Here is a 24340-nt window from a genome sequence, read left to right as displayed (position 1 = left end):
GGCCAACCCCACGGTGGCGCCCTATGCAAGTGCGGGGGAAGTAAAGCTGCGGATTACGGCTAAGGCCGCATCCGAGCTGGCTGCTTGGTCGCTGCTGCAGCCTGTTGAGGCTGAAATCAAACTCAGAGCGGGCCTGGACTGCTTTGGCGCCGATGCGGAGAATTTGGCCTGGGTTGTGCTCGAACAATTGCGCCAGCGGGCTGAAACCTTGGCGGTGGCAGAAAGTTGTACGGGAGGTGGGCTAGGGGCAGCTTTGGCGGCGGTGCCAGGGGCCTCCGATGGTTTTTTGGGCGGGGTGATCGCCTATGCCAATGCCATCAAGCAGGAATTGCTTGGGGTGCCTGCGGAATTGTTGGAGCGCCATGGCGCCGTAAGTGCGCCGGTGGCCATTGCCATGGCCGAAGGGGTCCGCCGCGCCACATCCGCCACCTGGGGCGTCGCCGTGACAGGCATCGCCGGACCGGGTGGCGGTGGCCCCGATAAGCCAGTGGGCACGGTCTATTTCGGCCTTGCTGGGCCAAAGGGGAGTAGTTCTGAGCTGCTGCGCTTCGGCGAGCGCCATGGTCGACAGTTGATCCAGGCCCTCACGGTGGGGGAATCGCTAAATCGGCTGCGTCTGCAGCTCTTTTAGGCTTAAGTACCAAGTTGAACCCTGCACCTTGAGCTCCGGCACCCTCTACGACAAGGTCTGGGATTTGCACCAGGTCGCCGAGCTGCCCGGTGGTTCGAGCCAGCTATTCATCGGTTTGCACCTGATTCACGAGGTCACCAGTCCCCAGGCTTTTGCTGCCCTGCAGGATTTGGGCCTTGGCGTGCGCCATCCGGAGCGCACGGTTGCCACCGTTGACCACATCGTGCCCACGACATCCCAGGCCCGGCCCTTCGCCGATTCCCTGGCCGAGGAGATGCTGGTCACCCTGGAGCGCAACTGCTCTAAGCACGGCATCACCCTCCACGGGCTCGGCAGCGGCCGCCAGGGGATTGTCCATGTGATCGCCCCAGAGCTGGGCCTAACCCAGCCCGGCATGACCGTGGCCTGCGGCGACTCCCATACCTCCACCCACGGGGCCTTTGGTGCTATCGCCTTTGGCATTGGCACGAGCCAGGTGCGAGATGTGTTGGCCAGCCAAAGTCTGGCGATGGGCAAGCTCAAGGTGAGGCGCCTTTGGGTGGATGGCCAGCTGCAACCAGGGGTCTATGCCAAGGATTTGGTGCTGCACATCATCCGCAGCCTCGGGGTGAAGGGTGGTGTGGGCTATGCCTATGAATTTGCGGGTCCGGCCATTGCTGCCCTCTCGATGGAGGAGCGCATGACCCTTTGCAATATGGCGATTGAGGGCGGGGCCCGCTGCGGCTATGTGAACCCCGATGCCACCACTTTTGCCTACCTCGAAGGGAGGCCCTACGCGCCCACTGGGGATGCCTGGAGTCGGGCCCTGACCTGGTGGAGCAGCTTGGCGAGTGGGCCCGAGGCGGTCTTCGACGATGAGCTGCGCTTCGATGCCAGCACGATTGCTCCCACGGTTACCTGGGGGATTACGCCAGGCCAGGGCATAGGCGTCAATGAAACAGTGCCAACCCTGGAGCAAATACCAGCCGACGAGCGCCCCCTGGCTGAGGAGGCCTACCGCTACATGGACCTAAATCCAGGAACGCCAATTGTGGGACTGCCCATTGATGTTTGTTTTATCGGCAGTTGTACCAATGGCCGGCTCAGCGACCTGGAGGCCGCGGCGGCCATCGCTAAGGGCCGCCACGTGGCGCCAGGAATCAAGGCTTTTGTGGTGCCAGGTTCAGAGCAGGTTGCGCTAGCGGCGGAAGCGGCAGGCCTGGATGTGGTGTTTCGGGAGGCTGGATTTGAGTGGCGCGAACCAGGCTGTTCGATGTGTCTGGCCATGAATCCAGACCGCCTCGAGGGGCGCCAGATCAGCGCTAGCTCCAGCAATCGCAATTTCAAGGGTCGCCAAGGTTCTGCCAGCGGCCGCACCCTGTTAATGAGTCCGGCGATGGTTGCCGCAGCTGCAATTGCTGGCAAGGTCAGTGATGTGCGCGAGTTGTTGTAGTTCCTCAGGTTTCTCTTTTCCCTGTTCCCCTTGCCCTATTTGTGATGTCTGCACCCCTCTTCCCCCTGGGCCTGATCGGCAAGGTGAGTGGCCGCGCCGTGGTGCTTTGCGGCGATGACATCGATACAGATCGGATTATTCCGGCTCGATTTTTGAAATGCGTCACCTTTGATGGTTTGGGGCAGCAGGTATTTGCAGATGACCGTGGGGAGCTAAAGGGTGAGCATCCCTTAGATCGCTCCGCCCAACAGGGAGCCAACCTGCTATTTGTGAACCGCAATTTTGGTTGTGGCTCCAGCCGCGAACATGCGCCCCAGGCCTTGATGCGCTGGGGTATTCGGGCGGTTGTAGGGGAGAGCTTTGCTGAGATCTTCTACGGCAATTGCCTGGCCTTGGGCATCCCCTGTTTCACCTCAGACCATGCTGGGATTTTGAGCCTCCAGGAGGCCGCTAAGGCCGATCCAGCCCAGGAGTTCAGCCTTGATCTTGAGGCTTTAGTTGCCACAAGCTCGTCAGCTCAGCAATGGCCCCTGCAATTGGCAGTTGGTGCCAGGCAAATGTTGCTGAGTGGTCAGTGGGATGCCACTTCGCAGTTAATTAGCCATGACCGCGAGCTCAACAGGGTCGCGAATCAGCTGCCCTATCTCAATAGCTTTATCACTGCTCAATAACTTGATTGTTGATTTAGCTTGACCGCCGCTGAATCGGCATTGAGGCATCAAATTTTCTAGCAGAGGGCGCTGTGGGCACAAAGGGCACGCCAGTGCCATCAAAATCAAAATCGTTGAGCTTCACCCTGATGCCGCCGATGCCATCGTAGGGGCTGTAATACACCCCGAGCTCATAGGAGCGGCGTTGCCATTTGACTTCTATGTATGAGTAGGAATTATTGCCATAATAAATTGAGTTGGGATCGATGTTGTATGTGGCGCCGCCCTCGACTACTAGGGGTCCATAAATCTGCTGGCTGGCGGCAAATGAAATGGTGCGGTTATCAACAGAGCGATCAAAGCCAAAGGGGCTAATCCCCCCCAGGAAGGTACCCGAAATCGATGCAGAAAGGCGGGTGTAATCAAAAAAGGGCTTTTCAAAATGTCCAAGGGTCAGGGATGGCCCGCCAAAGAATGTGATGGTGTTTTGATTGCTGCCATCGCCGTAGTTGGCAGCCAGACCGCTGGCTCCAAAATCAACGCTGAGTCCTGGTGTTATTGCCGTAGCTGAATAGTTAAGGCCTGCTATCGGATTTGTTTTGGTGGATAGGGCCTTGCCTTTCCAGATGGAAAACCCGGATGAAACTGTTCCAGAGGCGGTCGTTCGCCAAAGGGTAGCGAGGGCGCCGGTATCAAAGAGTGTTGCTTGAAAATTGCCTGAGCTCAGATTCCAGCTAAAGTTAATAGGTTGAAAAAATGGGCTTGCTGAAGTTGATTTGCTAAAATCATTCTTTTCTAATTCGGCGCTAGCTACCGCAGGATTGGCGAAACTTATGTCGCCAGTTTCTTTTAGTGCCAATGGTTGGCTGCGTTGGGTTTGGAGCACGTTGCTGCCGCCTATCTCGAGCCCATATGAGTAGACAAGTGTCTGTTGGCCAAGGCTTCCGTTGTATATTCTCTCTCGGTAGTTGCCATATGCACTTGCTGAGGAACTTCCCAGTAGGGGCAGCTTAAGTGGTGTGCTGATTCGATTTACGCTGCGTGTTCCCGAGGGAATATTTTCGGGATTAAGAGTCGACAGGCTCACAAAAGAATTAAAGTTAAACCTCTTAATCGGTAAATTTGTAATTGCGATCAAGCCAAAGTCGTCTGCGGCTGTGTTGGATTTGGTGACCGTCGGGCTGGCCAGGCTGGCTCCCTTGGCTACAAATGAACTGTTTTGACCGCTGATAGCCCTTTCTAGAAGTAGCTGGGGCTGGAGTTTGAGGGTGCCGCCGCCAGATCCCAGTTGAATGGGTTTTACGTTGTAGCCAACGAAAAATCCATCACGATCTTGATTGTCAACTCCAAAAGCATAACTTGGCTTTTGCTGATTCAGAGTTGTGCTGAAAACAGCTGGCAGAGAAAGCTTGTTTTCAAGGATAATGTTTCCATTGCGTGCCCAGATTTTGGTGCTGCCATCGGCTGCCATGGCGGCGGTCACATTGCGGGCCATGGTCCAGGAGCGGGCTGGCGTGAATGGGTCGTTGGTAAAGGCCATTTGACGCGAGGTCCAAACCTGTTTGCTGATTCTTAGATTGCTACTTTGAAAACGTATGCGGCGGATTAAATCTTTAGACTTATCAAAAGAGCGAGAGCCTGAACCGCCACCAAGGCTTGAGGGAGTTGTATAGCCGATTAGCCCTGAAAAATTGACCTTGATCCCGGTGTTGAAGCTGCGTTGATATTGCACATTGCGCACCCGCTGGTTGATTTCATTGCCTGCATAGCCCTCCGAGGAATTGGTTTCGGCTTTCTGGTTGATAAGTGCTGGTTCTTCATAGGCCCCTTGCTTAAAGGCCACCTGCTCCAGGGCTTCTTGCATTCGCTTTGGTCTTGCCACGCCCTGGCTGCCTGGGCAGCCGGCTCCTGCTGCCATGACTGGCAGGTTGACCCTGCTTGGTGGTATCAGGCTGATGGCGGTTGATTTGCCAGTTGCCTGTAGTGGCGGACAGACAAAAGGAATATCAGCGGCTGCTGTGGTTCTAGCGGTATCAGGCGCTTCGGACAGCGAAGTATCTGCTTTGAGCGTGTCTTGGTCAATTACTCCATAGACGTCTTCAAGCTCACCAATCCCTTCCCAATAGCTATAGCGAATGCTGCTGGCTTGGAGATACTGGTCTCCTTTACGCAGTCGCACCTGCCCTGTGGCATAGAAGCTGCGGCTTTTCTCCTCAACTTCCAGCCGATCTGCCAGCAGGGTCCAGCCGTTGAATTGCAGTCGAACCTTGCCCGTGGCTACGTAGCGATTTAGCTGTCCGTCAAATCCCTGTTTGTCGGCACGGATGTTCACAAAACCCTGCCCTTGGCCCGGGGTAATTGGCTCTGTAGCTGGTTGCTTACTTGGACTGGTGGATCCCTGGCTGGTGTTTGCCGAGCCCGGCATTGGAATTGCCATTTTTGGCGCCGCCCACACCTGAGCTGAGGGCAGTACGGCGACGAGCGAACCCAAAAGAAAGCCCCTTAACGGCGCAGCTGGATCTTGCAGGCCACGCACGTCGGGCTTAACGGGTTTAGGAGCCCGTGATCATGCCACAGGCATTTAGGAGAACAAGCCCCCAGCACCGCAGGCCGCCGATTCAATCCTCGAGGTCCTTGCGGCTGGGGGTGCGGCTGGGATCGCTGGCTAGGAAGCCAAACACGAAAATCCCAATAAATAAGAAGACGACCGAATAAACCGAGATCTTGAGAGCCAGCATGGTTCGGTCTTGGGTGGAGACGGGCGGCAGCCCCTGGGCAGCCGCATCATCCTATGGGACTTGGCTTGCTATCCAACGATGCCAGAGGCCCCTGGTGCACCTCAGACCCAGCGGATTGAAACGTTTCAGTCACGTTTCAGCTGGGACCTCCAGTCCCTTTGGGGCTGTATTCAGCCCGATGGCTCCGAAGCCGCTGCCCTGCAACACCCCTGGGGCGGGCAGCATCGCCCCGATTGGCAGGCCCGGGGCCTGGTGATTTGGCCCAGGGGAGGCCAATGGCATCAGCTCAGGCTGGAGTTGGTCTGCCCTGAGGCCTGGCGGGGGCTTGCTGACCAGGCCATCGCCAGGCTCACCCTGCGTTGGTGGGCTGACCAGGCAGAACTCTGGGTGGATGGCCGCCTTGTCCATGGTGGTGACCTGTTCGATACCGCCTGCCGCTGGCCCCTGCCGGCCAGTTGGTGGCAAGGGCCCCCCTTGGCTTTGGAACTGCGCCTGCGCAGCCCCCTGCACGACGACGGGGCCCTGATCGCCAGTGCGCTGGTCTTGGAGCCCAAGGACCCTGCTGATCCCCAGGGTCTCTTGCTGGAAACAAAGCAGGCCCTGGCCGACCTGCGTCGGCATGGTTCTGAGCCAGCCGCCAATGCCCGTTTTCACGTGCTGGGCCATGCCCACCTCGATTTGGCCTGGCTGTGGCCAGTGGCCGACACCTGGCAGGCCGCCGAACGTACCTTCGCCTCAGTGTTGTCGCTGATGGAGCGATTTCCAGAGCTCCATTTCGCCCATTCCACCCCAGCCCTCTACTCCTGGCTGGAGCAGGGCCGCCCCGATCTGTTTGGCCAGCTGCTCGAGGCGGTGGCGGCGGGGCGATTCGAGCCGATCAATGGCCCTTGGGTGGAGAGTGATTGCGTGCTGATCAGCACGGCCTCGCTGCTGCGTCAATTCCAGCTTGGCCAGCACTACAGCCGCCGTACCTTCCCCCAGCTGGAGCACGGGTTGGCCTGGCTGCCGGACAGCTTTGGCTTTGGGGCGGGGCTGCCAGCGGTGGCCCAGGCCACAGGGGTGCGCTGGTTTTGCACCCACAAGTTGTTCTGGAATGCCACCAATCCCTTCCCCCACAGGCTGTTCCGCTGGCGTGGCCGCTGTGGGGCTGAGGTCCTCGCCCTAATGACGGCTCCGATTGGGACCGACGGCGACCCTGTGGCGATGGAGCGCTATCGCCTGGAGTGGACAGCTGCCACGGGTTCTCCCCAGGCCCTTTGGTTACCGGGCGTGGGCGACCACGGCGGCGGCCCCACCGCTGAAATGCTCGAGCAGCTGGAGTTGTGGCACCAGCAAGGGGAGGCGGTGCAGCAGCACCAGGGCAGCCTGCGGACCTATTTGGCTGGGCTGGAGTCCGCTAAAGATGACTTGCCGGTTTGGCGCGATGAGCTCTACCTGGAGTTGCATCGGGGCTGCGCCACCAGTCGGCCGGATCAGAAGCGGCATAACCGCAGCCTCGAACGCCTGCTTCGGGAGGCGGAGCTGGCGACTGGCCTCGCCGGGGCCAGCTTGGCCGCCGGGGCTTTGGCACCTACCGCTATCGATTGGCGGGTGCTGCTGTTCCAGCAGTTTCACGACATCCTGCCGGGCACATCTATTCCTGAGGTCTTTGAGCAGGCCGAGCCCCAATGGCGCCAGGCCCGCCGCCAGGCCAGGCAGCAACGGGATTGGGCCCTGCAGGCCTGGTTGGCTGGCGGTAGGCACCCGCAAGCCGACCCGCAGAGTGAGTCCAGCCAGCATTGGTGGGTCGCCCAACTCCAGCCCCTGGCGCCCCAGGCGGTCGTGCTGCGCTTGCCACCAGGCCAGTGGAGTTGCCACGGTCAACCGTTGCCCCAGCAGCCTTCTAACGGCGGTGCCAGTTGGGTTCAGCTGCCGTCTCTGGCGGGGGTGGTGGCCCAGCCCCTGCAACGCCAACTGGGTGCCCAGCCAGCACCGGCTGCAGGTCTTGCCGGGATCAGCCATACGGTGGAGCTGGAAACCCTGCCCGGGCGCGCTGGCGATTCCAACAGCCAGGGCCGCTGGCGGGTAGATAACGGCCTGGTGGGCCTGGAAGTGGGAGCTGGGGGGCTTGTTCAGCTCTGGGGTGCCGATGGGGTCCCCCAGTTGGCCGCCCCCCTGGCTTGGCAGCGCTTTGGCGATTCCGGTGAGTTCTGGGATGCCTGGGATTTGGCAGCCGATTACCGCGAGCATCCCCTGCCATGGGCTTGGCAGGAAGGTCCGGTACTGACAGAACAGGGGCCCCTTTGTTGCAGCTTTGTGCAACGGGGCTACTGCGGCGACAGCTCCGTGCGTCTGGAGGTGCGCCTGCGGGCTGGATCGAGCTGGGTTGAGCTGCTGCTGCAGGTCGACTGGCGAGCCCGCCATGAACTGCTGCGCCTGGAGATTCCCCTGCTGCAGCCTGCCCAGCGCTGGGCAGCCGACACCAGTGGGGGCATTTTGGAACGCCCCGCCCAGGCCATCACCCCCCGCGAACTGGCCCGCTGGGAAGTGCCCGTGATCAGTTGGCTGGCATCGGTGCCTGGCCAGGGGGGCTTGGCCGTGTTGCTCGATGGCCCCCAGGGGGTGTCTGCTGCCCCTGGAGCCCTTGGGGTTTCGCTACTTCGGGCCCCCACCTGGCCTGATCCAGGCGCAGACAACGGATATCAGCGCCTACGCCTGGCGCTGATGCCCTGCCCTGGCCATTGGCAACAGGACCAGGTGCCGCAGCAGGCAATCCGGTTTCGGGAGCCCCTCTGGCTTAGGCCCGCCGAATCACCAATCCCTGGCCCCGCTACTCAGCTTGGCTTGCCACCCCTGGGGGATGGTCTCCAGCTGGTTAGTTGCAGGGCCGGTTCAGGCCCCGGCGAGCTGCTAGTGGCTGTTCAAAACAGCTCGCCAGGTCGCCGCCAATTGGATTTGGGGGCCGATTGGACGCTTTTGGCGCGGTTGGACGGCCTGGATCAGCAATCGCCCCAAAAGCTCTCAGTTGAACTCAAACCCTGGGCCCTGGGTTTTTGGTTGGTAGGACCAACTCAATCTTCGTGATCGTCAAAGGGATCGGTCAGTTGCTTCGACGGAGGGCCAAAGGCCGTGTAGACGCCAAAGCCAGTCAGGGCAAGCAGTACGGCCAAAACGGCCATGGCTATGGAAAGGGCAGGTGAGCCAGTAGCGGCGGGGTCCATGGGGCGTTTACCTGGCGAATTGCGTCACAAGTCTCGACAGCCCAACGCATCGGAGCCAGCGAGGCCCTTACAGTAGCTATTGCAATTCTTTGAGCGAGAGGACCTAGCAGCCATGGCCCAACGGACCCGCCTCGGAAATCTGCTCCGCCCCTTGAATTCCGAGTACGGCAAGGTTGTGCCGGGTTGGGGCACCACTCCGGTGATGGGCATCTTCATGGTGCTTTTCCTAGTGTTTCTGCTGGTGATCCTGCAGCTGTACAACAAGTCGCTGCTGCTGGAAGGCATCAACGTGAACTGGAACGGCTTCGGCTGAGCTCCAATCACCCCCCAGCTCCATGAATTTTTTTGGCATCGGATTACCCGAAATGGCAGTTATTGCTGCCATTGGGTTGCTGGTGTTTGGACCGAAGCGCCTGCCTGAGCTGGGTAAGACCCTGGGCAAAACCCTGAAGGGATTTCAATCGGCCTCCTCGGAATTTGAGAAGGAGTTCCGTGGTGCCATGAATCCTGAAACTGAAGCCCCAGTTCAACTGCCCGTTCCTATGCCAGAGCCGGTTATCGAAGAGCCGCCCGCGGCCTGACGGGAGTGGCCTTGAATCCTGAGTCGCCAGCTCTGGCTTTACAGCTGGTTGTGGGCCTGGGTAATCCGGGCAGCAAATATGCCGGCACTCGCCACAACGTGGGCTTCATGGCCCTTGAGCAGTTGGCGGCAGCGGCAAAGGCTAGCTTTCGTAATCAGGCCAAGTTGCACGGCCTCCTGGCTGAAGTGGGCCAGGGAAATAGGCGCTTGAGGTTGTTGATGCCCCAGACCTACATGAACGAGAGCGGCCGCTCGATTCGTGCTGCCCTCGATTGGTTTGGCCTGGAGCCTGGGCAGTTGTTGGTGCTGGTCGACGACATGGACCTACCCCTGGGCAAATTGCGCCTGCGCGCCAGCGGTAGTGCAGGCGGTCACAACGGTTTACGCAGCACGATCAGCCACCTGGGCACCCAGGATTTTCCCCGGCTACGCATTGGCATTGGGGCCCCTGCCCTCCACCCAATTGAGCGCAAAGAGCGCACCTTGGGCCACGTGTTGGGCAGCTTTGCCTCAGGTGAACAGCCCCAACTCAAATCGGTGTTGGCCGAGGTTGAGAGTGGCATCGACTTAATTCTGCGCCTGGGGCTCGAGCGGGCTGGCAATCGTTTGAACAGTTTCAAGCCAGAAGAGGCCGCAACCTGATTGCATGGCTCGACTTCCTGCCACCACGGCGCAATTGAGGGTGCTTCACCAGAGCTTTAGCCAACGGCTGTTGGAGGGTGAGGTGAGTGCGGGCGGTTTTAAGTGGACCTTTAGCTGGGCATTCGATCGGGGTCAATTAAGTGTGGAGCCCTCCCTGGGCCGGGCCCTGATCCAAGATGCCCTGCTGCGCTTTTTGCTGAAGGCTGACTACCAGCTGGAGCCTGGTGGTGACTACGTTTTTACGGTGCGGGCCAAGTTCTGATCAGGGCGCTGTCCCGGCGCTTGAGTTCCCGTTTCAGGTGGCCTTCCACCAGTAGCTGGGCCGCTAGATCATCCAGGTCGCGGGGGGGGAGGCGCAGGCCCCTGGGCACTAGGCGCCTGAGGCCTTTGGGGGGGAATAGCTGCCAAAAGCGATGCCGGGCGGCCAGGGTGGTGCCGTATTCGTCCACGAGATGGGTTTCCATACCCAATGGGGCAATGGCATGAAGCCAGCCCCTACTGCCGGTGCCGTTGCCAATTACCAGGCTGGCTAGGCCTTCGCCCCGCCAATGGCCCAGCCAGGCGAGGGCCGCTTCCGGTTCGAGAATGGCGGCCTGTTCGATCCAGCCGCCCACCCGATCGGCAATGACGAGACCGCATTTGCTGCGGCCTGGGTCGATGCCGGCAATTAGGCAATTCGGTTTCCAGTTCACCGAAGGTTGCCCCGGGCGCCACCCTTCTGTAGATCGCCATCCCGATCCCAGCGCAGTTCCACCGCAATTGGATCGGGAGTGTCAGCACTTTGAACAGCGACCGCCGAAAGGGCAACGACAAGGCCCCTGGGTCGTTCGCTTAACTCCGAGCTCAGTTGCCGCACCGCGGCTGGATCCACCTGAAGGCCATCCGCCACCGTGCCCTGGCGCTGGGCTCGGGCATAGGCGGCAGCGAGCAGCAGATTTAGGCGTCTGTTGATCGCCTCGGGATTGCTGAGATCCCCTTCCAGGATGGTGCTGGCAAGCACTTCACCGGCCTTGATCACGGGTCGGTTTGGCCGGAGGTCGGGGAAGGCCAGCACCTGCCTTTCCCCGCGCAACACATTGGCTGCCGAAATCAGGCTCACCACCCAGCTGCCTGGTTTGGCAAGCATTTCTTCGAGTTTGGCAATGTCGCTACGGGGCACCAGCAGAATTTGCCGATCAGCGTTCTGGCCCGGCAGCACCCTGCGAAAGGCATTGAGGTTGGCCTGCTGCAACAGGGCCGTAACCACGGATTTTGCCTGGCTTGGCTGCTCCAGCTTCACCTTGGCGCTGGCCAGGATTTGACCGCTGCTGATCACCACATCGCCCCGGCGGAAGGCAATCAGGTTTGTCTCCAGATCCTTGAGCTCTTTTGTGCCGGCGGCAATTTGGCTGCGCACCTGGGCCAAATCCCTTTCGTTGCTGCGGATTTCGGCATCCCGCACCTGTAGGTCGCGGCCCAAGCGGCTGCGTTCCGCCTCCAGTTGCCGGCGCTGGGCCAGCAGCGGTGCCAGGCTCCCACGCAGGGTCACCAGCCTGGCTTCCGATTGGTTTAGTTGGCCCTGGAAGCGGGCCTGCTCCTTTTCTGCCTGCTTCCGCTTGGCTTCGCTCGTGGCCAGGTTGCTGCGGCTGGTTTGCAGGCGAGTTTCCAGCTTGTCGAGCTCAAAAAGCCCCACCCGCAGCCGTTCACTCACCAAAAGCATTAAGCCCAAAGACACGGCACTGATCACGCTGCCGGTGAGCACGGTGATCAACACGGCCGTGCGTCGGGGCCGCATCTGAAACAGGCTTAAACGGGCCTTGCCCACCCGGCTGCCCAGGCGATCACCAAGGGTCGAGAGCACGCCCCCAAGCACGAGCAGCGCCAGGATCAGAAGCCAGCCCGACACAGGTTTCAGCAGGGGGTACCAGTATCCCCCGGCGAAAGGCTTTAGCTAAAGCGCTTGGCCAGGGCGATCGGATCAAACACGGTGATTTTTTTGCGATCGATCTGCACCAGCCCTTCGTTGCGTAGGTCGCCCAGCAGGCGGGTGATTGTTACCCGGGTGGAGCCAATGGCCTCGGCGATCGCCTGGTGTGAGAGGCGCAGATCAATGGTGATCCCCTCGTTGCCAGGCACCCCAAAATCCCGGCAGAGAACTAGCAGAAAGCTCACCAGCCGCGAAGACATATCGCGGTGGGTGAGGGTTTCTATCATCGTTTCGGTCTGCAGAATCCTCGAAGAAAGGCCCTGCAGCAGGAGCAGTCCAACGCTGGCGTCCTGCTCAATGGCCCGCCTTACGGAGGTGGCCGGCGCCGTCACCATCTCCACCCTGGTGAAGGCAATCGCGTGATAAAACCTGTCTGAACGCTGGCCCGTCAGCAGCGACAAGACCCCGAAAAGGCTGTTTTCGCGGAGTAGGGCCACCGTGATTTCCTCTCCGGATTCGTAGACCCGTGAGAGGCGGACAGCGCCGCGGCGCAATAAGTAGACCCGTTCTGCGGGGTCTCCGGGAAAGAAGATGGTTTTCCCCCGTTCAACCGTTTCAACGCTGCTACCAGAAAGGGAGCGGATTACCTCCAGCAGGGTTGCGGAGCCCTGGCTCGCCACACCGACCCCCGCCACGCTGCCGGGGGAGCCGGTTGACGGTGTGTTGGCCGTACGGCTGAATCCGTGGATCACGCCAACCATCGTGCTGGACAGATGGCAGGAACCTAGGTACCACCGCTGCCTCAACATGTAGCAACCCGCACCTTTTTGGCGCCCCATGCCCTGGCGCGGCACCAGTAGTACGGATGCTTCCACTATCGGTAGTGTCCTTTCCTTGTAAAAGGCCCCTACGCCGCTACATTCAGATTCTGCGGCATTCGCCCCTAGGGCTGGCTGCGTTCCTAAAGCCAGATCTCCGGGGAGTTGATGACCGCCAGCCTGTCTGCTGCCAACCCAAACCACCAGCGCCCGCAGCGGTTGGAGTTGGTGGCCGGTGGCATCCAGGCCCATGCCCCCAGGCCCTTACGCATTGCCGAGCAGTCGGAAGGTCTGCTTCAGATCCATACGGCCCCTTTCCGGGGCAGCTTTGGCTCCGTTCTCAGCCAGGCCCTACGAGCTGCTGGTCTTGGTAGCCGGGTGCTGGTTTCCCAGCTGCTCAAGGGCGGGGTGGAGCAGGGGGTGGCCAACAGTGTTTGGCTATGTGGCCGCCTGCAGTGGCTGCGCCCTGCGGTGCCAGCTTGTTTGGCCGAAACTGCGCAAGCTGAATTTGCAGATGGCGGCGCCTTGGCCGCCGTGCAGGAGGTTTGGGCCTTCAGCCGCGAGCAGCTGATCAGTGGGGCGGTGGACCTAATGGTGCTCGATGAACTTGGCTTGGCGATGGAGCTGGGCTACCTCCAGCCGGCCGAGGTGCTCGATGCGCTTGAGCGCCGTCCAGCCCACCTGGATGTCATCCTTACTGGCCCTGCCATGGGGCCTGCCCTGATGGCCCTGGCTGATCAAGTCACCGAGCTGCGTCGCGGCTTTTAGGTTCTCTCTCCCGTCATGCTTAAAAACGACCTTTGGATCAAGGAGCAGGCCGCAGTGGGCATGCTCGAGCCATTTCAATCCAGCCTCGTTAGGCATCTCGATCCAGAGAATGGTGCCTCGCCAGTACTGAGCTTTGGTTGCTCTTCCTATGGCTACGACCTGCGCCTCTCGCCCAAGGAGTTTTTGATCTTCCGCCATGTGCCGGGCACGATCATGAATCCGAAGCGCTTCAATCCCGCCAACCTCGAACCAGCAGCCCTCGCCGAAGATGCCGACGGGTCCTACTTCATTTTGCCGGCCCATTCCTATGGCCTAGGCGTGGCGCTGGAAAAGATGAGGGTGCCAGCCAATATCACCGTGATCTGCCTCGGCAAAAGCACCTATGCCCGCCTTGGCATCATTGTGAATACCACCCCAGCTGAAGCCAGTTGGGAGGGCCATCTCACCTTGGAGTTCAGTAACTCTTCGGGGGCTGATTGCCGCATTTATGCCAATGAGGGAATTTGCCAGTTGCTCTTTTTTGAGGGAGATCCCTGCGAGACCACCTATCAGGATCGGGCCGGTAAATATCAACATCAGCCAGAGCGGGTGACCCTTGCCAAAGTTTAAGTACCGGGAGCTCTAGCGAATTTTAGGGAGTCCTAGGGCGCCAGGCGGGCTTTGTGGAGCCGGCTCCTCTCATACCAATCTGCAAACTGGGGTGTCCAGGTTTGCAGGTGGGGCCACATCAGGTCGCAGAGTTCGCGAATTTCCTGCTGGGCATCGAGCTTGGCCCGCAGATCTAAAAAGTGAAGAAAGGCCCGCAGGGTGAAGCTCACCACAAAGTGTTGGCGATAGTCGAAGGGCAGGATGCCGCGGGCATGCTCCTCCGCAAAACCTGCCGCCAGTAGATCCCTGTAGCGCTCAGCGGCCTGCTGACAAAGCCCCAGGTCGATGGCCCTTTGCTCGCCTGTGTAGGCGTATTTTTTACCTTGCCGGTCGCTGTAATTACCCTCTGGGCGTAGGTAGAAAACCTCCTCCAGCTCCAGCTCCCCTGCTGCGGCTTTACAGATGCGATCGCCGGTATAACGCATCGACTGCACATCGAAGCTCACCCCCACCCGGTGGGTGCGGGCCTGTTGCATCACCGAATGGGGAAACCAGCCCACATTCAGCACAATTTGGGCATGCTCCAGGGGGCCGTAGTGGCCCCTCTCCCCAGACAGCAAACGCTTTACACAAATCTCCCCAGCCTTAGTTTCTTCGGGCCAGTTGGCCGAATCGCCTGCCACAAAGCCCTCGCTGTAGTCCTGGTGCATGCCGGCATAGACGCACTGCTGGGGATTTGGGGTGGCGGCAATAAGGGCCACCCGGAAACGGGGATCCATGGGGGGTTGGGTTGGCGGTTATCAGAGATGGTTGGTCGGATTAGCCGTGGCTGCGGGGGCCGGCCTGGCTTGGGGATGTCACCCCTTTGGCTTGATTCTGCTCGGCGACGTCAAGCGTGCTTATGGCACCCATCCCGGCGAACTTGGGCAGGGGTTCCTTGGCGATTAGGGCCTGGGCCATGGCCTGCAGTTCTGCGCCGCTGCGGGCGCCGATTGAGCGGCCAATGTCGACGCCTTGGTCGTTGAACAATTCCAGCTGGGGGATGCCATTGACGCCATAGCGATCCATCTGTGGTTGCCAGCGGGGGTTGTCGACGTTGAGCAGCACCACATTGAGCTCTCCGCGGTGTTGGGACTCCATCGTCTCCATCGCCGGTGCCATCGATTTGCAGGCCTCGCACCAGTCGGCGTAGAACTCCACCATGCTTGGTTTGCCATTGGCGAGGGCGACCTGGAGGTCTGGAGATTGGCGAGCCATGCGCTCGAGGGGCGCCTCGGGATGGAGGCCACCGCGAAACCAGAGCACGGCCCCGGCCAAAACAACCGCTAAAAGCAGCAGCAGCAAGCTTTCCTTGTGGCCGCGCTGCTGGCTAGGACCCGGATCCGGAGTTTCGATCATGGGGGCACTTTGCCAGTGCTTGCTAGCTTTTTGCAGGACGCCACAGCTGAGCGGCCCCATAGCTGAGCGGCCCCGATGAAACGGCGTCTAACCCTGCATTTCCCCCGGGAGGCTGTTCACCAGCCAATCACCTACCGGCTGGCGGTCGATTTTGATGTGGCCGCCAAAATCCTGCGGGCCCAAATCGCTCCAAACCAGAGCGGCACGATGGTGGTCGAACTCTCAGGCGACATCGATGAGCTCGCCGCAGCGGAACATTGGCTCGAGGGCCAGGGTCTGGGCATAAACCGCGCCCCAGGCCAGATTCAGGTCGACCCGGCACGCTGCGTCGACTGCGGCATTTGCTCGAGCGTGTGCCCCAGTGGGGCCTTGGGTTTTGACGCGCCGTCTTGGCAGTTGCAGTTTGATGCGCAACGCTGTCTGGTGTGTGAGCAGTGCATCCCCAGCTGCCCACTGGACGCGATTGCCCTAGTGCTTGACCAGCCAACTGTCATGAAAAAACTGTGAAAGCCGCCTTGCGCCTACTGCTGCTGCCCCTGCGGGCGCCGATGCTGTTGGTGTTGGTGGCCATTGCGGTCTATGAGGGGCTCAGCTGGGGCCACCCCCCTGGGATCAACGTCGATTCACTTCAGTGGCCCAGTCTGTTTTGGTCCCTCGATTGCCTGCATGCGGTGGTGGTGGTGGTGATTTGCACCATGCCCGATTTGCTGTTGCAACGGGTTTCCAGCCTGATGGCGGCCAGCCGAGTGATCAGTTTGGTGATCACCCTTTTGATCGTGACCATTGGCGGGCTCTACATGCTGCATTTGCAGGTGCTTAGCCACGTGCTGATCCTGGCTTCTGGGGTGCTGCTGGCGCGGGTTGATTTGGCCCGGATTCGGGTGGTGCCCCCGCCAGCGCTGCTAACCGCAGCCCTCACCCTGCTGGTGTTGCTTGGGGCGACCGCAGGCCACTTCATTTCCAGCCAAGATCCCGGCTTAACAATTGGCTAAGCGCTCTTGCTGGTAAGTCCAGGCATTGCCGAGCACTTTTTTTACGTAGAGCCGGGTTTCGGGATAGGGAATGGCCTCTACCCAAAGTTCCGGCCATGGCCCAATCGGACGGGAAGCCCAACGGGATACGGCCCCGGGTCCCGCGTTGTAACTGGCAATGGCCAGGATCGGGTTGCCGGCCCACAGACCCAACAGTTGTTTGATGTAAAGACCACCTAGGTCTGCACTGATTTGGGGATTTTCAAGCTCTTCATTGCCCAGCGGCCGGCCGGCGAGCTCCTGGGCGGTTTCTGGCATCAGCTGCATCAGGCCCACCGCTCCGGCCACTGATTTGACGCCGGGGGAAAAGCGCGATTCCTGTTTGGCTACCCCTGCCAGCAGGCTGGCCGCCAGGCCGTGGCGTTCTGCCACGGGGTTAAAAATTTCCACAAAGCGCGGCCTTCTCTGGGCGTTCAGCAGTTGGCTCCTCGCGTTGCACTGATGGGGCTGGAGCTTGAGTCCGGCCTGTTCCAATTGGCCCAAGCCGATCCAGTCGTCGCCGGCTCCCTGGCGCAAGCGACCCTCGAGCAGCAGCTCCTGGGCCCGCTGGGGCGCTTGACCGCCGCGCTGGTGGCGCCAGTGTTCCCAGGCTTCCTGGTTGAGGCCCAGTCGCCACAGCCGATTAAGCGATGGCGATGGGCTGGCCAAGGGGCTCCAGCTTGGTTTGGCCAAGGCTGATGTTCCAGCACTTTTCAACTGCTGATCGCCGCGGCCCAAACGCACCGCTGTCCTCCAGCCGTAATAGCCCTCGGGATGTTGCTTTTGAACCAGCTCCCATTGCGCCCTGGCGGCCCTTTCCTGGCCTAGGCGCAACAGCGAAAAGCCCAACCAAAACTTTTGACGGGCCGATAGATCAAGCGGCAAATATTGGTTGGTGGGGCTAGAGAGCAGCTGGCGGGCCGTGGACCATTGGCCCTTCAGTAGGGCCAGGCGGGCTGCTTGCCATTGGAGTTCCCAGCTGGCGGGATCCTTGGGCCAGCGGTTGAGCACGGCAAGGGCACTTTCAACCTTGCCGTTTTCCAGGGCTAGCCGCGCTTGCACAGGCGCGCTCTGCCTGAGATTTTCAGGTAGTTGCCCGAGGGCTTGCAGGTTGCTGGCACCTTCGCCCTCCGCCAGGAGACGGGTGGCTTCGGCCGCTTCCAAACTTTGGGGATGGCCTTGGGCCAGGCTCAGCAGCAGCTGGTCGGCTTGCTGCAGCTGGGCTTGCCCCTGCCCGCCACCTGGGCCCTTGAGGAGTGCTTTGGCCAGGGCCAGGGTGGTGGTTGGCGAGGCTGCTGTTCCCCGCAGGCAGGCCTGGGCTCTGTCGGTATCTGACAGTTGGGCCAGGCCCGTGGCCAACTGGTTGCGTTCGGCTGGTTTTAGGGCCCGCTCCCGGCGGCAAACCGCCTGGAGTTTTCGATCTGCACCGGGCCAGCGGATACCCCAGCGGGCCAGGTGCAGGGCTCCTTGGCGTTGGTCTTTGGGGCTGGGGCCCGCCTCCAGGGCCGCGGCCAGGGCGGCGGGGTGGGCCGGGAAGCGCTTGAGGAGCTGCTGGCGTAGGGAAGGTCGGCTGGCCCCCAGGCTGTAAAGGGCATCGGCGCTGCTGGGATCTTTGGGGAAACGGCGCTGCAGTTGCTGCCAGAGCAGCTCAGCTGCCTGGTGCTCCCCCAGGGCAGTCTGGGCGAGGGCCTGTTGTTTGAGCACCACTCCCGCAATGGGGTCAGGCCCCCAGGCCTGGTTGCCAAGTAGTTGCAGTTGGCGTCTGGGATCGGCATTTGCCTGGGCGGCCAACAGCAGGCTGGCTTCCCGGCGTTTTTCGGGATCGGCAGCTAGCTGGCGCCAGCCTTCGAGCTGCCAACGGGGGGTTTGGGGGTTGGGCTGGGGGCCCCACTCGAGCAGGGCATCGCCAGCCAGCAGCAGGCCAAAGCTGCCGAGGCAGCTAAGGGCAAGTAACTGGACGAGGCGGGCCAAGGGCATGGAGCGGCAATGGCGCCATTGTGGGAACACCACGGCCTGTTTTGTCTGCCATGCGATGGCCCCCGCGTTGGTCCTGGCTCCAGCAAGGTCAGGTGCAGCTGCCAGGTGCCTCCCAACGGCTACGCAGCCTGAGGGTTTGGGCAGCGACTGGCGCCTTGCTGCTACTGAGGCCCTATTGGCCTTTGAATTGGCTGCCTGGCTGGGTGGTGGGAGCCCTGCTGCTTTGGGCCATTGGCGAATTGTTGATCTGGATTTGGTGGCCGCCACGCTGGCGCTAGGGCGGCCGAGGCGGGCCACTTAGCCTGGCCTCCTTCGAGCAAAGCCCCATGGTCGAGAAGGTCCCCCATCCCGTTGGCCTTCCCCTTGGCGGTGCGGTTGCGGGCTTCGGCACCGATGGCATTCGCGGCCGGGTGGGCAGCCAGCTCAGCCCCGCTTTGGCGATGCAGGTGGGCTACTGGTGCGGCCAGGTTTTGCCCCCGGGCGGGCCGATATTGATCGGCAAGGATTCCCGTAGCAGTGGCCCGATGCTTGAGGCTGCCCTCAGCGCGGGCCTTACGGCAGCAGGAAGGGAGGTTTGGAGCATGGGCCTCTGCCCCACCCCGGCGGTGCCAGGGGCGATTCGCCGCCTCAACGCCAGTGGCGGCCTGATGGTTTCCGCCAGCCACAACCCACCCCACGACAATGGCATCAAGATGTTTGGCCCCTCTGGCGCCAAGCTCAGCCGCGCCCAGCAACAGGCGGTGGAAGCCGGCCTGTCGGGCCTGGCTGGCCAGGCTGCAGGTGCTGGAGGGCCAGGCTTCTCCGGAAATGGCAGGGTGCTCGATCGAGGCGATCTGCTGGCTGATTACCAGCGCGCTCTGTTGGCGAGCGTCCGTGGCAGGCGTTTGCAGGGCTGCAAGATTGTTTTGGACCTCTGCTGGGGGTCTGCCACCGCCTGCGGTGAAGCTGTTTTTAAGGAGCTGGGCGCCGATCTGAGCGTGCTCCATGGCAGCCCGGATGGCGAGCAGATCAATGTCGACTGCGGCAGCACCTACCTCGAAAAGCTGCGCCAGGGCGTGCTCGAGAGGGGCGCCAGCATGGGCTTTGCCTTTGATGGCGATGCGGATCGGATGCTCGCCGTTGATGGCAAGGGCCGCCTGGTGGATGGGGACCAGATCCTCTATCTCTGGGGATCGGCCCTACTGGCTGAGGGCCAACTGCCGGCCAATCGGATCGTGGCCACGGTGATGTCCAATTTGGGCTTCGAAAAGGCCTGGCAAGCTAAGGGGGGGGTGCTCGAGCGCACCGCCGTTGGCGATCAGTTTGTGCACCAGGCCATGGAGCAGCTGGGGGCCGGCCTAGGTGGTGAGCAATCGGGCCACATCCTCTCGGCCCGCCATGGCATGAGCGGTGATGGCCTGCTGACGGCCCTGCAGGTGGCCACCCTTCTCCATCACCGGGGCCAGAGCCTGGCGGATTGGCTGGATACCAGCTTTAGCCCCTATCCCCAAAGCCTGGTGAATGTGACCGTTCCCGATCGCCTTCGGCGCCAGCAATGGCAGGACTGCGAGCCGATGCGCATGGCGGTGGAGCGGGCCGAGGCGGCCATGGATGGCCAGGGCAGGGTGCTGGTGCGGGCCAGTGGCACCGAGCCCCTATTGCGCGTGATGGTGGAGGCGGCTGAGCAAGGACTGGTCGACCATTGGGCAGCCCACCTGGCGTCCGAGGCCGAGCACCATCTCAACGGGCATTAAGTAGCTCCCGAGCCAGGCCTAGGGCACCATCACAAGCATCTCCAGCTGCGGCCGCTAGCTGGGCGCCAGGGCAAGCGATCGCCAATGCCTCCGAGAAGGCACTGCTTAGGGGGGCCAGGTGAAGTAGGGCTCCGCCCGCAGCCCAGACCAGGGGGGCTTCCAGATCAAGCCTGCCGCTGATCGTTGCCGTCATCTGGGCGAGGGCTTGGCCGGAGCGCTTAAAGATCGCCAGGGCATGGCTATCACCGGCCTGGGCGAGTTCGGCCACCACCGGGGCTAGGCGCGCAAAACCTGCTGCCCCAAAGCCCGGAGCCACCACCATGGTCTTGATGGCTTGGGGGGAGCTTGGGGCCTGGGGATCAAGGCCCAGGTGCTGCCAGATCTGCTGGCGGAGGGGGCCATCGGCCACTCGGGCATCGGCCATCTGCAGGCTGAGGGCCAGCCCATCTCGGCCGATATCCATGGCCGAACCGGCGCCATCCAATAACCAGCCCCAGCCTGAACAGCGGTGCTCGAGGCCTGCGCCATTGCGGCCCACGGCAATCGTGCCGGTGCCACTGATCACCAGAATTCCTGCCCGAGCCTGCCCCATCGCCCCCCGCAGGGCGGTGCGCTCATCCCCCGTTACGCAGATCCGCCCCATCTGCAGCCCCAGGGCCCCTGCCGCCAGGGTTTTGCCCTGAAGTTGTAATTCGCTTTCGGCCCCCGGGCTGCCCACTTCGATGCCGCTGGCGCCAATGGCAGCTGCCAGCAGCGCTGGTTTTTGCTGGCCATGCCCATGCCTATGTCCATAGGCAGCTTCCAGGCTGGCCTGCAGCGCCGCCCAAAAATGCTCCGGGCCCCTGGGCGAGGCGAGGTGGCTGACGCCGGGGCCCTGGCCCTCAGCCCAGGTTTCGCCACTGCTGGCATCGACCAGGCGACAGGTGGTGTGGGTTTGGCCGGCATCAAAGCCGGCCAACAGGCCAGCTTCAGTCACGGGAATTAGGCGGTGTGCTTGTAGCAGTTGGGGCCGCCGCCAAGGTGGCTACGCAGAACCAGCCGCTCAGCTGCACCTCTGGGCGGAAGAAAATCGTGTCGGTGAGGCCCTGCACCCCCAGGCCGGCGATCACGGCCAGCACCGCCAGGGCCGGCAGGGCCCAAAAGCCACCCCGGCCCCATTGGCCAAGGGCGCTGCGCAGGCAGCAGAGCACCAGGCCGATGCCGGCGAGCAGCCCGGGGATTCCAGCTTCCACGCTGAGTTCAAGCGGGATTGAATAGGCGCTCAGGGCATTGAAACGGGGCTGGGCAAAGAGGGGATAGATCTGATTGAAGGCGTCGTTGCCGGGGCCGATACCCAGCCAGGGGCGGGCCTGGATCATGTCGAGCGCCGCTAGCCACACGTTGATGCGGAAGTTGTTGGAGCTGTCATTGCGGCCCGCCACCAGGCTGAGCACCCGCACCCTGAGGGGTTCCACCTGGGTGACCACCACCACCAGAGCCGCAGCGCCCAGCACCAGTAGCAATAGGGGAAATAGCCTGCGCCAGAGGGGCGGCCAGCTGTGGGTGAGGCTGCTGCCAAGCAAAACCACCACCACTGCGGCTTCTGCCACCAACCCCATCCAGGCTCCGCGGCTGTAGGTGAGCACCAGGGCCGCTATGCCCAGCAGCAGGGCAGCCAGGGCAAAGGCCTTGCGGGCCATGCCAGGCCAGCGCAACAGGGCCACCAGCGCCAGCGGTATGGCCGGCAGTAGGTAACCGGCCAGCAGGTTTGGGTTATCGAGGGTGCCGTAGATCCGGATCGTGCCGTCTGCCACGGAGTTGGGGTCGGCCCAGCGGGCTAGTTCACTGGTGTCGCCAAATAGTTGGCGAATGCCCAACACACTGGTCACCAGCTGGCCGGCCAGCAGGGCAGCCACAATTCGATCCCACCAGATCGGTTCTGTAGCGAGCAACTGGCGCATCAGGGCGTAAACCCCCAGGTAGCTCAGCAGTTTTAAAAAGCCATGCAGGGCGGCGCTTGGCACGGGCGAAAACCCCGTGGCAAGGAGTGCTAAGGCAATGATCCCCAGCAGCCAGCGATTGATTGAACCGATGTCCCCGGCTGGAGTGCGCAGGGCTATCAATACCCAGAGCAGGCCACTGGCGGCAATCAGCAAAGTCATGCCAGTGCGGGTCACCAGCGGCAGCCCGGCCATCAAGGCGCACAGCACGATGCCTGAGATCAGGGTCAGTTGGCGGCCTAGCTGGCCCGCCGGGTAGTTGGCCAGCACTCCCTGCCAGCGCAGGATTAGGGGAACTGCTGGCGCGCTGGCGGAGCTGCTCAAGGGAGGGGAGCTGGGCTGTTTGGCGGATTATCGGTGCCAACGTAGAAATTTGCCCCTGGTGGGGCCTGTTGGTTGCGTTGATAGAGCACCCGGTATACGGGCAAACCCTCCTGCAGCACTAGGGTTTCCCGCTCAGTCGGGCAGGCCAGGGGGTTGTTATGGCGCCATGGCAGCTCGTCGGTGCTTGGCCTTGCAAAGCAGCCACTGGCTTCGATCAGCTCCACCATTGGCTCGATCACTGCCAGCACATCACTCTGGATAAACAGCTCCCGGCCTGGATCGAGGGCCGCGGCGATGGCTAGCAGGAGCTCGGGTTGGAGCACCCGACGTTTGTGGTGCCGATTTTTGAACCAGGGATCAGGGAACTGGATCGATACCAGCTCTAGCTGACTTCCCCCCAACTGCTGCAGCCAGGTTTGGAGGCTCACATTGGCATTGCAAAAGAGATATCTCAGGTTTGTGAGCCCCAGGGCGACTCGATCTAATTCAGCGGCCTGCACCAGGGGCCGGCGGATCTCTACGCCCAGGTAATTGCGCTCCGGTTGGGCCTGGGCCATGGCCAGTAGAAATCTGCCCCTGGCGCAGCCGATGTCTAGGTGGATTGGCCGATCTGGATCGCTGAATAACTCCCTTGGTGGCGGCAGGGCCAGGGGGTGTTGGTAGATGCGACTGAGCGGATTGACGTGTTGCCGCATCAGTCGACGGCATCGGCATTTGGGACAAAAAATCCCCAGCTGGCGGTGTAGCCGTGCAGGTGGGTGCTGCCGGCCACTGGGCCAATTTCGCCATTGCAAAAGGCCCCAGCCATGGGCACATCGCCGAAAATCTCCCGGGCCACGCCCACATCGCCATCGCGTTCGCCATAGAGCCCCTGGCCCCGGCCCAAACAGGCAAATAGGAAGGCGGCTAGGGGTTGGCTCTGGCGCCGGTGTTGGTCTTCGAGTAGCTGCTGCAACTCCTGGCGGGAGGTGGTGCCATCGCGCAGCTGGAATTGCACCTGCTGGCCCACCCGAAGGCGCTCGGCCACAGCAACGGCCCCATTGCGGGGATCCACCCCAATCAGGTTGCGCACTAAAAAGGCCTGCTGGTCCGCCGCCTCCAGGCTGAAACTGCTGCGGCCAACCCCTAAAAATAAGGAATTCTTGGCTAGCTCCCGTTCGTCGGCGCTGAGGCTGGAGAGGATCGCTTGAAGGGCGGCCACGGGGCTATTGCGTTTGTTGCCCTCGCTCACCTCCAGCATCACGTTGCGCTGGGCCTGCTCGATTTCAAGCACTGGCCCGATCGGGCGACAGCCCTGGGCCACCACCGGATCTAGGCGCCAGTCGCCGCCGATCAAGCAGCCAACTGCCCCCTTGGTGACCTTGTCGCCAAAGAGCAGGGAGCCATGGGCGGAGCTGTGCTGGGAGGCAATTCCACCGATCTTTGTGGCCTGGGGGCATGCGTAATCGAGGCCGTTGATGAGGTCGTTGATGGCGTTGCAGCTGGGATCCACCAGCAGCAACATCGAGGGGCAGTCGCTGGGTTCCGCAGCCACCAACTCCTGCCACGGCTGGGCAGAACCGTCTAGGTCGGGGAGGGATTGGGTGTCGATGGCAAAGGGGCGCAGTTCGGCTCCCGGCAGCCGCAGCAGGCTGACGCTCAGGGCTGGAGCATGCTCGAGCTCATGGGGTTTACCGGCGGCATCGGTGCCCACCACCCCGCCTCCTAGGCAGCCAAGCCAATGGCTGGCCTGTAGTTGGGCCTGCAACAGGGGCAACAGCCTGGGCAGGTCGCTGGCGTAGCTGGCCGAAGCAAATACCAGGGCTAAATCGGCCGAACCCGTGCCCTGCAGTTGGCTGGCTACGGCATCAACCGCCGCCTGCAGGGAGGCATCGGTGGCCAAGGCCGTGCGGCACCAAGGGCCCTGGTCGCCAGGGGTGGCACCAAGCTTCAACCAGTTCGGCAGGGAAAAGGCAGCCATCGCTGG

At 61.8% G+C, this 24340-nt stretch carries 27 protein-coding genes; 14 read left to right on the top strand and 13 right to left on the bottom strand.

All coding sequences use genetic code 11. The annotated features are described in order from the left end of the window. The 3 genes from KBY58_RS05920 to KBY58_RS05910 form a co-directional block, all read left to right on the top strand. On the top strand, positions 1 to 631 hold a 631-nt coding region (locus KBY58_RS05920; protein WP_255003413.1), incomplete at its 5' end, for a nicotinamide-nucleotide amidohydrolase family protein. Between the two features lie 28 nt (positions 632 to 659). Next, entirely contained in the window at positions 660 to 2063 is a 1404-nt protein-coding gene (gene leuC, locus KBY58_RS05915; RefSeq protein WP_254934556.1) for a 3-isopropylmalate dehydratase large subunit, read from the top strand. 44 nt (positions 2064 to 2107) lie between these two features. Beyond that, on the top strand, positions 2108 to 2734 hold the full coding sequence (locus KBY58_RS05910) for a 3-isopropylmalate dehydratase small subunit (protein ID WP_255003412.1): 627 nt from the start codon (positions 2108 to 2110) through the stop codon (positions 2732 to 2734). Between the two features lie 13 nt (positions 2735 to 2747). On the opposite strand, the gene KBY58_RS05905 is transcribed toward KBY58_RS05910, so the two are convergent. Beyond that, positions 2748 to 5204, bottom strand: a complete 2457-nt coding sequence (locus KBY58_RS05905; protein WP_255003411.1) for a DUF3769 domain-containing protein — start codon at positions 5202 to 5204, stop codon at positions 2748 to 2750. Between the two features lie 127 nt (positions 5205 to 5331). Next, complete coding sequence (locus KBY58_RS05900) at positions 5332 to 5451, bottom strand: photosystem II reaction center protein I (protein WP_254934559.1); 120 nt, start codon at positions 5449 to 5451, stop codon at positions 5332 to 5334. A 78-nt stretch (positions 5452 to 5529) separates the two neighbouring features. On the opposite strand from KBY58_RS05900, the gene KBY58_RS05895 reads away from it, so the two are divergent. Continuing rightward, a complete protein-coding gene (locus KBY58_RS05895; protein ID WP_255003410.1) occupies positions 5530 to 8514 on the top strand; it encodes an alpha-mannosidase in 2985 nt (994 codons plus the stop codon). Here KBY58_RS05895 and psbN read toward each other — a convergent pair. Beyond that, on the bottom strand, positions 8502 to 8651 hold the full coding sequence (gene psbN / locus KBY58_RS05890; RefSeq protein ID WP_254934561.1) for a photosystem II reaction center protein PsbN: 150 nt from the start codon (positions 8649 to 8651) through the stop codon (positions 8502 to 8504). The two genes, KBY58_RS05895 and psbN, sit on opposite strands and share 13 nt — an antisense overlap. 112 nt (positions 8652 to 8763) lie before the next feature. Here psbN and psbH point away from each other — a divergent pair, with 112 nt between their 5' ends. From psbH to KBY58_RS05870, 4 genes are read left to right on the top strand one after another with little or no spacing between them, the layout of a single operon-like run. Continuing rightward, positions 8764 to 8964 (top strand): photosystem II reaction center phosphoprotein PsbH, encoded by a 201-nt coding sequence (gene psbH / locus KBY58_RS05885; RefSeq protein WP_254934562.1) that lies wholly within the window; start codon positions 8764 to 8766, stop codon positions 8962 to 8964. 22 nt (positions 8965 to 8986) lie between these two features. Next, the gene (locus KBY58_RS05880) at positions 8987 to 9232 is read left to right on the top strand and encodes a TatA/E family twin arginine-targeting protein translocase (protein ID WP_254934563.1); all 246 of its coding nucleotides are present in this window, start codon (positions 8987 to 8989) and stop codon (positions 9230 to 9232) included. Positions 9233 to 9264: 32 nt separating this feature from the next. Next, positions 9265 to 9873, top strand: coding sequence for an aminoacyl-tRNA hydrolase (pth, locus tag KBY58_RS05875; RefSeq protein WP_255003416.1), 609 nt, complete (start codon positions 9265 to 9267; stop codon positions 9871 to 9873). Between the two features lie 4 nt (positions 9874 to 9877). Beyond that, positions 9878 to 10135, top strand: a complete 258-nt coding sequence (locus tag KBY58_RS05870; protein WP_254934564.1) for a DUF3146 family protein — start codon at positions 9878 to 9880, stop codon at positions 10133 to 10135. On the opposite strand, the gene KBY58_RS05865 is transcribed toward KBY58_RS05870, so the two are convergent. The 3 genes from KBY58_RS05865 to ntcA are packed head-to-tail and all read right to left on the bottom strand — an operon-like array spanning position 10113 to position 12540. Continuing rightward, positions 10113 to 10565, bottom strand: coding sequence for a resolvase (locus KBY58_RS05865; RefSeq protein ID WP_255003409.1), 453 nt, complete (start codon positions 10563 to 10565; stop codon positions 10113 to 10115). The genes KBY58_RS05870 and KBY58_RS05865 overlap by 23 nt on opposite strands. Beyond that, on the bottom strand, positions 10562 to 11758 hold the full coding sequence (locus KBY58_RS05860) for a DUF3084 domain-containing protein (protein WP_255003407.1): 1197 nt from the start codon (positions 11756 to 11758) through the stop codon (positions 10562 to 10564). Before KBY58_RS05860 ends, KBY58_RS05865 begins: the two co-directional genes overlap by 4 nt. Positions 11759 to 11799: 41 nt before the next feature. Further along, entirely contained in the window at positions 11800 to 12540 is a 741-nt protein-coding gene (gene ntcA / locus KBY58_RS05855; protein ID WP_254934665.1) for a global nitrogen regulator NtcA, read from the bottom strand. A 225-nt stretch (positions 12541 to 12765) separates the two neighbouring features. On the opposite strand from ntcA, the gene KBY58_RS05850 reads away from it, so the two are divergent. Continuing rightward, on the top strand, positions 12766 to 13365 hold the full coding sequence (locus KBY58_RS05850; protein ID WP_255003406.1) for a cob(I)yrinic acid a,c-diamide adenosyltransferase: 600 nt from the start codon (positions 12766 to 12768) through the stop codon (positions 13363 to 13365). 15 nt (positions 13366 to 13380) lie between these two features. Beyond that, positions 13381 to 13974 (top strand): dCTP deaminase, encoded by a 594-nt coding sequence (dcd, locus tag KBY58_RS05845; protein WP_255003404.1) that lies wholly within the window; start codon positions 13381 to 13383, stop codon positions 13972 to 13974. A 32-nt stretch (positions 13975 to 14006) separates the two neighbouring features. Here the strand turns inward: dcd and thyX are convergent, their stop codons facing one another. After that, the gene (gene thyX, locus KBY58_RS05840; protein ID WP_255003403.1) at positions 14007 to 14732 is read right to left on the bottom strand and encodes an FAD-dependent thymidylate synthase; all 726 of its coding nucleotides are present in this window, start codon (positions 14730 to 14732) and stop codon (positions 14007 to 14009) included. 40 nt (positions 14733 to 14772) lie between these two features. Beyond that, positions 14773 to 15351: a thioredoxin domain-containing protein gene (locus KBY58_RS05835; protein WP_255003402.1), complete on the bottom strand. Its 579-nt coding sequence runs from the start codon at positions 15349 to 15351 to the stop codon at positions 14773 to 14775. A gap of 75 nt (positions 15352 to 15426) precedes the next feature. Between KBY58_RS05835 and KBY58_RS05830 the strand changes: the two genes are divergently transcribed. After that, positions 15427 to 15858 (top strand): NIL domain-containing protein, encoded by a 432-nt coding sequence (locus tag KBY58_RS05830; protein WP_255003401.1) that lies wholly within the window; start codon positions 15427 to 15429, stop codon positions 15856 to 15858. Continuing rightward, the gene (locus KBY58_RS05825; protein WP_254934572.1) at positions 15855 to 16343 is read left to right on the top strand and encodes a hypothetical protein; all 489 of its coding nucleotides are present in this window, start codon (positions 15855 to 15857) and stop codon (positions 16341 to 16343) included. The genes KBY58_RS05830 and KBY58_RS05825 overlap by 4 nt, the downstream gene beginning before the upstream one ends. Here the strand turns inward: KBY58_RS05825 and KBY58_RS05820 are convergent. After that, positions 16329 to 18338 (bottom strand): transglycosylase SLT domain-containing protein, encoded by a 2010-nt coding sequence (locus KBY58_RS05820; RefSeq protein WP_409995720.1) that lies wholly within the window; start codon positions 18336 to 18338, stop codon positions 16329 to 16331. The genes KBY58_RS05825 and KBY58_RS05820 overlap by 15 nt on opposite strands. Positions 18339 to 18388: 50 nt before the next feature. Here KBY58_RS05820 and KBY58_RS05815 point away from each other — a divergent pair, with 50 nt between their 5' ends. Both KBY58_RS05815 and glmM read left to right on the top strand, forming a co-directional pair. Then, the gene (locus tag KBY58_RS05815) at positions 18389 to 18616 is read left to right on the top strand and encodes a hypothetical protein (RefSeq protein ID WP_255003399.1); all 228 of its coding nucleotides are present in this window, start codon (positions 18389 to 18391) and stop codon (positions 18614 to 18616) included. A gap of 48 nt (positions 18617 to 18664) precedes the next feature. Then, positions 18665 to 20071 (top strand): phosphoglucosamine mutase, encoded by a 1407-nt coding sequence (gene glmM / locus KBY58_RS05810; protein WP_255003397.1) that lies wholly within the window; start codon positions 18665 to 18667, stop codon positions 20069 to 20071. Here glmM and KBY58_RS05805 read toward each other — a convergent pair. From KBY58_RS05805 to KBY58_RS05790, 4 genes are read right to left on the bottom strand one after another with little or no spacing between them, the layout of a single operon-like run. Further along, entirely contained in the window at positions 20058 to 21047 is a 990-nt protein-coding gene (locus tag KBY58_RS05805; RefSeq protein ID WP_255003396.1) for a BadF/BadG/BcrA/BcrD ATPase family protein, read from the bottom strand. The genes glmM and KBY58_RS05805 overlap by 14 nt on opposite strands. Then, on the bottom strand, positions 21040 to 22374 hold the full coding sequence (locus tag KBY58_RS05800) for an IctB family putative bicarbonate transporter (RefSeq protein ID WP_255003395.1): 1335 nt from the start codon (positions 22372 to 22374) through the stop codon (positions 21040 to 21042). Before KBY58_RS05800 ends, KBY58_RS05805 begins: the two co-directional genes overlap by 8 nt. Beyond that, positions 22371 to 23069: a tRNA (guanosine(46)-N7)-methyltransferase TrmB gene (gene trmB / locus KBY58_RS05795; RefSeq protein WP_315858035.1), complete on the bottom strand. Its 699-nt coding sequence runs from the start codon at positions 23067 to 23069 to the stop codon at positions 22371 to 22373. Before trmB ends, KBY58_RS05800 begins: the two co-directional genes overlap by 4 nt. Next, entirely contained in the window at positions 23069 to 24334 is a 1266-nt protein-coding gene (locus KBY58_RS05790; protein WP_255003393.1) for an FIST N-terminal domain-containing protein, read from the bottom strand. Before KBY58_RS05790 ends, trmB begins: the two co-directional genes overlap by 1 nt. Positions 24335 to 24340 lie beyond the last annotated feature (6 nt).

The sequence above is a fragment of the Cyanobium sp. HWJ4-Hawea genome, from assembly GCF_024345815.1.
Taxonomy (GTDB): Bacteria; Cyanobacteriota; Cyanobacteriia; order PCC-6307; family Cyanobiaceae; genus Cyanobium_A.
Note: the sequence above shows the minus strand (reverse complement) of the source record. Positions and strands in the feature narration are given on the sequence as shown.

Excerpts from the sequence above, each read along its gene's own strand:
- trmB (WP_315858035.1), bottom strand. The coding sequence starts at position 23,069 with ATGCGGCAACACGTCAATCCGCTCAGTCGCATCTACCAACACCCCCTG.
- KBY58_RS05870 (WP_254934564.1), top strand. The coding sequence starts at position 9,878 with ATGGCTCGACTTCCTGCCACCACGGCGCAATTGAGGGTGCTTCACCAG.
- KBY58_RS05830 (WP_255003401.1), top strand. The coding sequence starts at position 15,427 with ATGAAACGGCGTCTAACCCTGCATTTCCCCCGGGAGGCTGTTCACCAG.
- ntcA (WP_254934665.1), bottom strand. The coding sequence starts at position 12,540 with ATGGTTGGCGTGATCCACGGATTCAGCCGTACGGCCAACACACCGTCA.
- KBY58_RS05790 (WP_255003393.1), bottom strand. The coding sequence starts at position 24,334 with ATGGCTGCCTTTTCCCTGCCGAACTGGTTGAAGCTTGGTGCCACCCCT.
- KBY58_RS05900 (WP_254934559.1), bottom strand. The coding sequence starts at position 5,451 with ATGCTGGCTCTCAAGATCTCGGTTTATTCGGTCGTCTTCTTATTTATT.
- KBY58_RS05910 (WP_255003412.1), top strand. The coding sequence starts at position 2,108 with ATGTCTGCACCCCTCTTCCCCCTGGGCCTGATCGGCAAGGTGAGTGGC.
- KBY58_RS05820 (WP_409995720.1), bottom strand. The coding sequence starts at position 18,338 with ATGCCCTTGGCCCGCCTCGTCCAGTTACTTGCCCTTAGCTGCCTCGGC.
- KBY58_RS05895 (WP_255003410.1), top strand. The coding sequence starts at position 5,530 with ATGCCAGAGGCCCCTGGTGCACCTCAGACCCAGCGGATTGAAACGTTT.
- psbN (WP_254934561.1), bottom strand. The coding sequence starts at position 8,651 with ATGGACCCCGCCGCTACTGGCTCACCTGCCCTTTCCATAGCCATGGCC.
- thyX (WP_255003403.1), bottom strand. The coding sequence starts at position 14,732 with ATGGATCCCCGTTTCCGGGTGGCCCTTATTGCCGCCACCCCAAATCCC.
- glmM (WP_255003397.1), top strand. The coding sequence starts at position 18,665 with ATGGTCGAGAAGGTCCCCCATCCCGTTGGCCTTCCCCTTGGCGGTGCG.
- dcd (WP_255003404.1), top strand. The coding sequence starts at position 13,381 with ATGCTTAAAAACGACCTTTGGATCAAGGAGCAGGCCGCAGTGGGCATG.
- psbH (WP_254934562.1), top strand. The coding sequence starts at position 8,764 with ATGGCCCAACGGACCCGCCTCGGAAATCTGCTCCGCCCCTTGAATTCC.
- KBY58_RS05850 (WP_255003406.1), top strand. The coding sequence starts at position 12,766 with ATGACCGCCAGCCTGTCTGCTGCCAACCCAAACCACCAGCGCCCGCAG.
- KBY58_RS05835 (WP_255003402.1), bottom strand. The coding sequence starts at position 15,351 with ATGATCGAAACTCCGGATCCGGGTCCTAGCCAGCAGCGCGGCCACAAG.
- KBY58_RS05815 (WP_255003399.1), top strand. The coding sequence starts at position 18,389 with ATGCGATGGCCCCCGCGTTGGTCCTGGCTCCAGCAAGGTCAGGTGCAG.
- KBY58_RS05880 (WP_254934563.1), top strand. The coding sequence starts at position 8,987 with ATGAATTTTTTTGGCATCGGATTACCCGAAATGGCAGTTATTGCTGCC.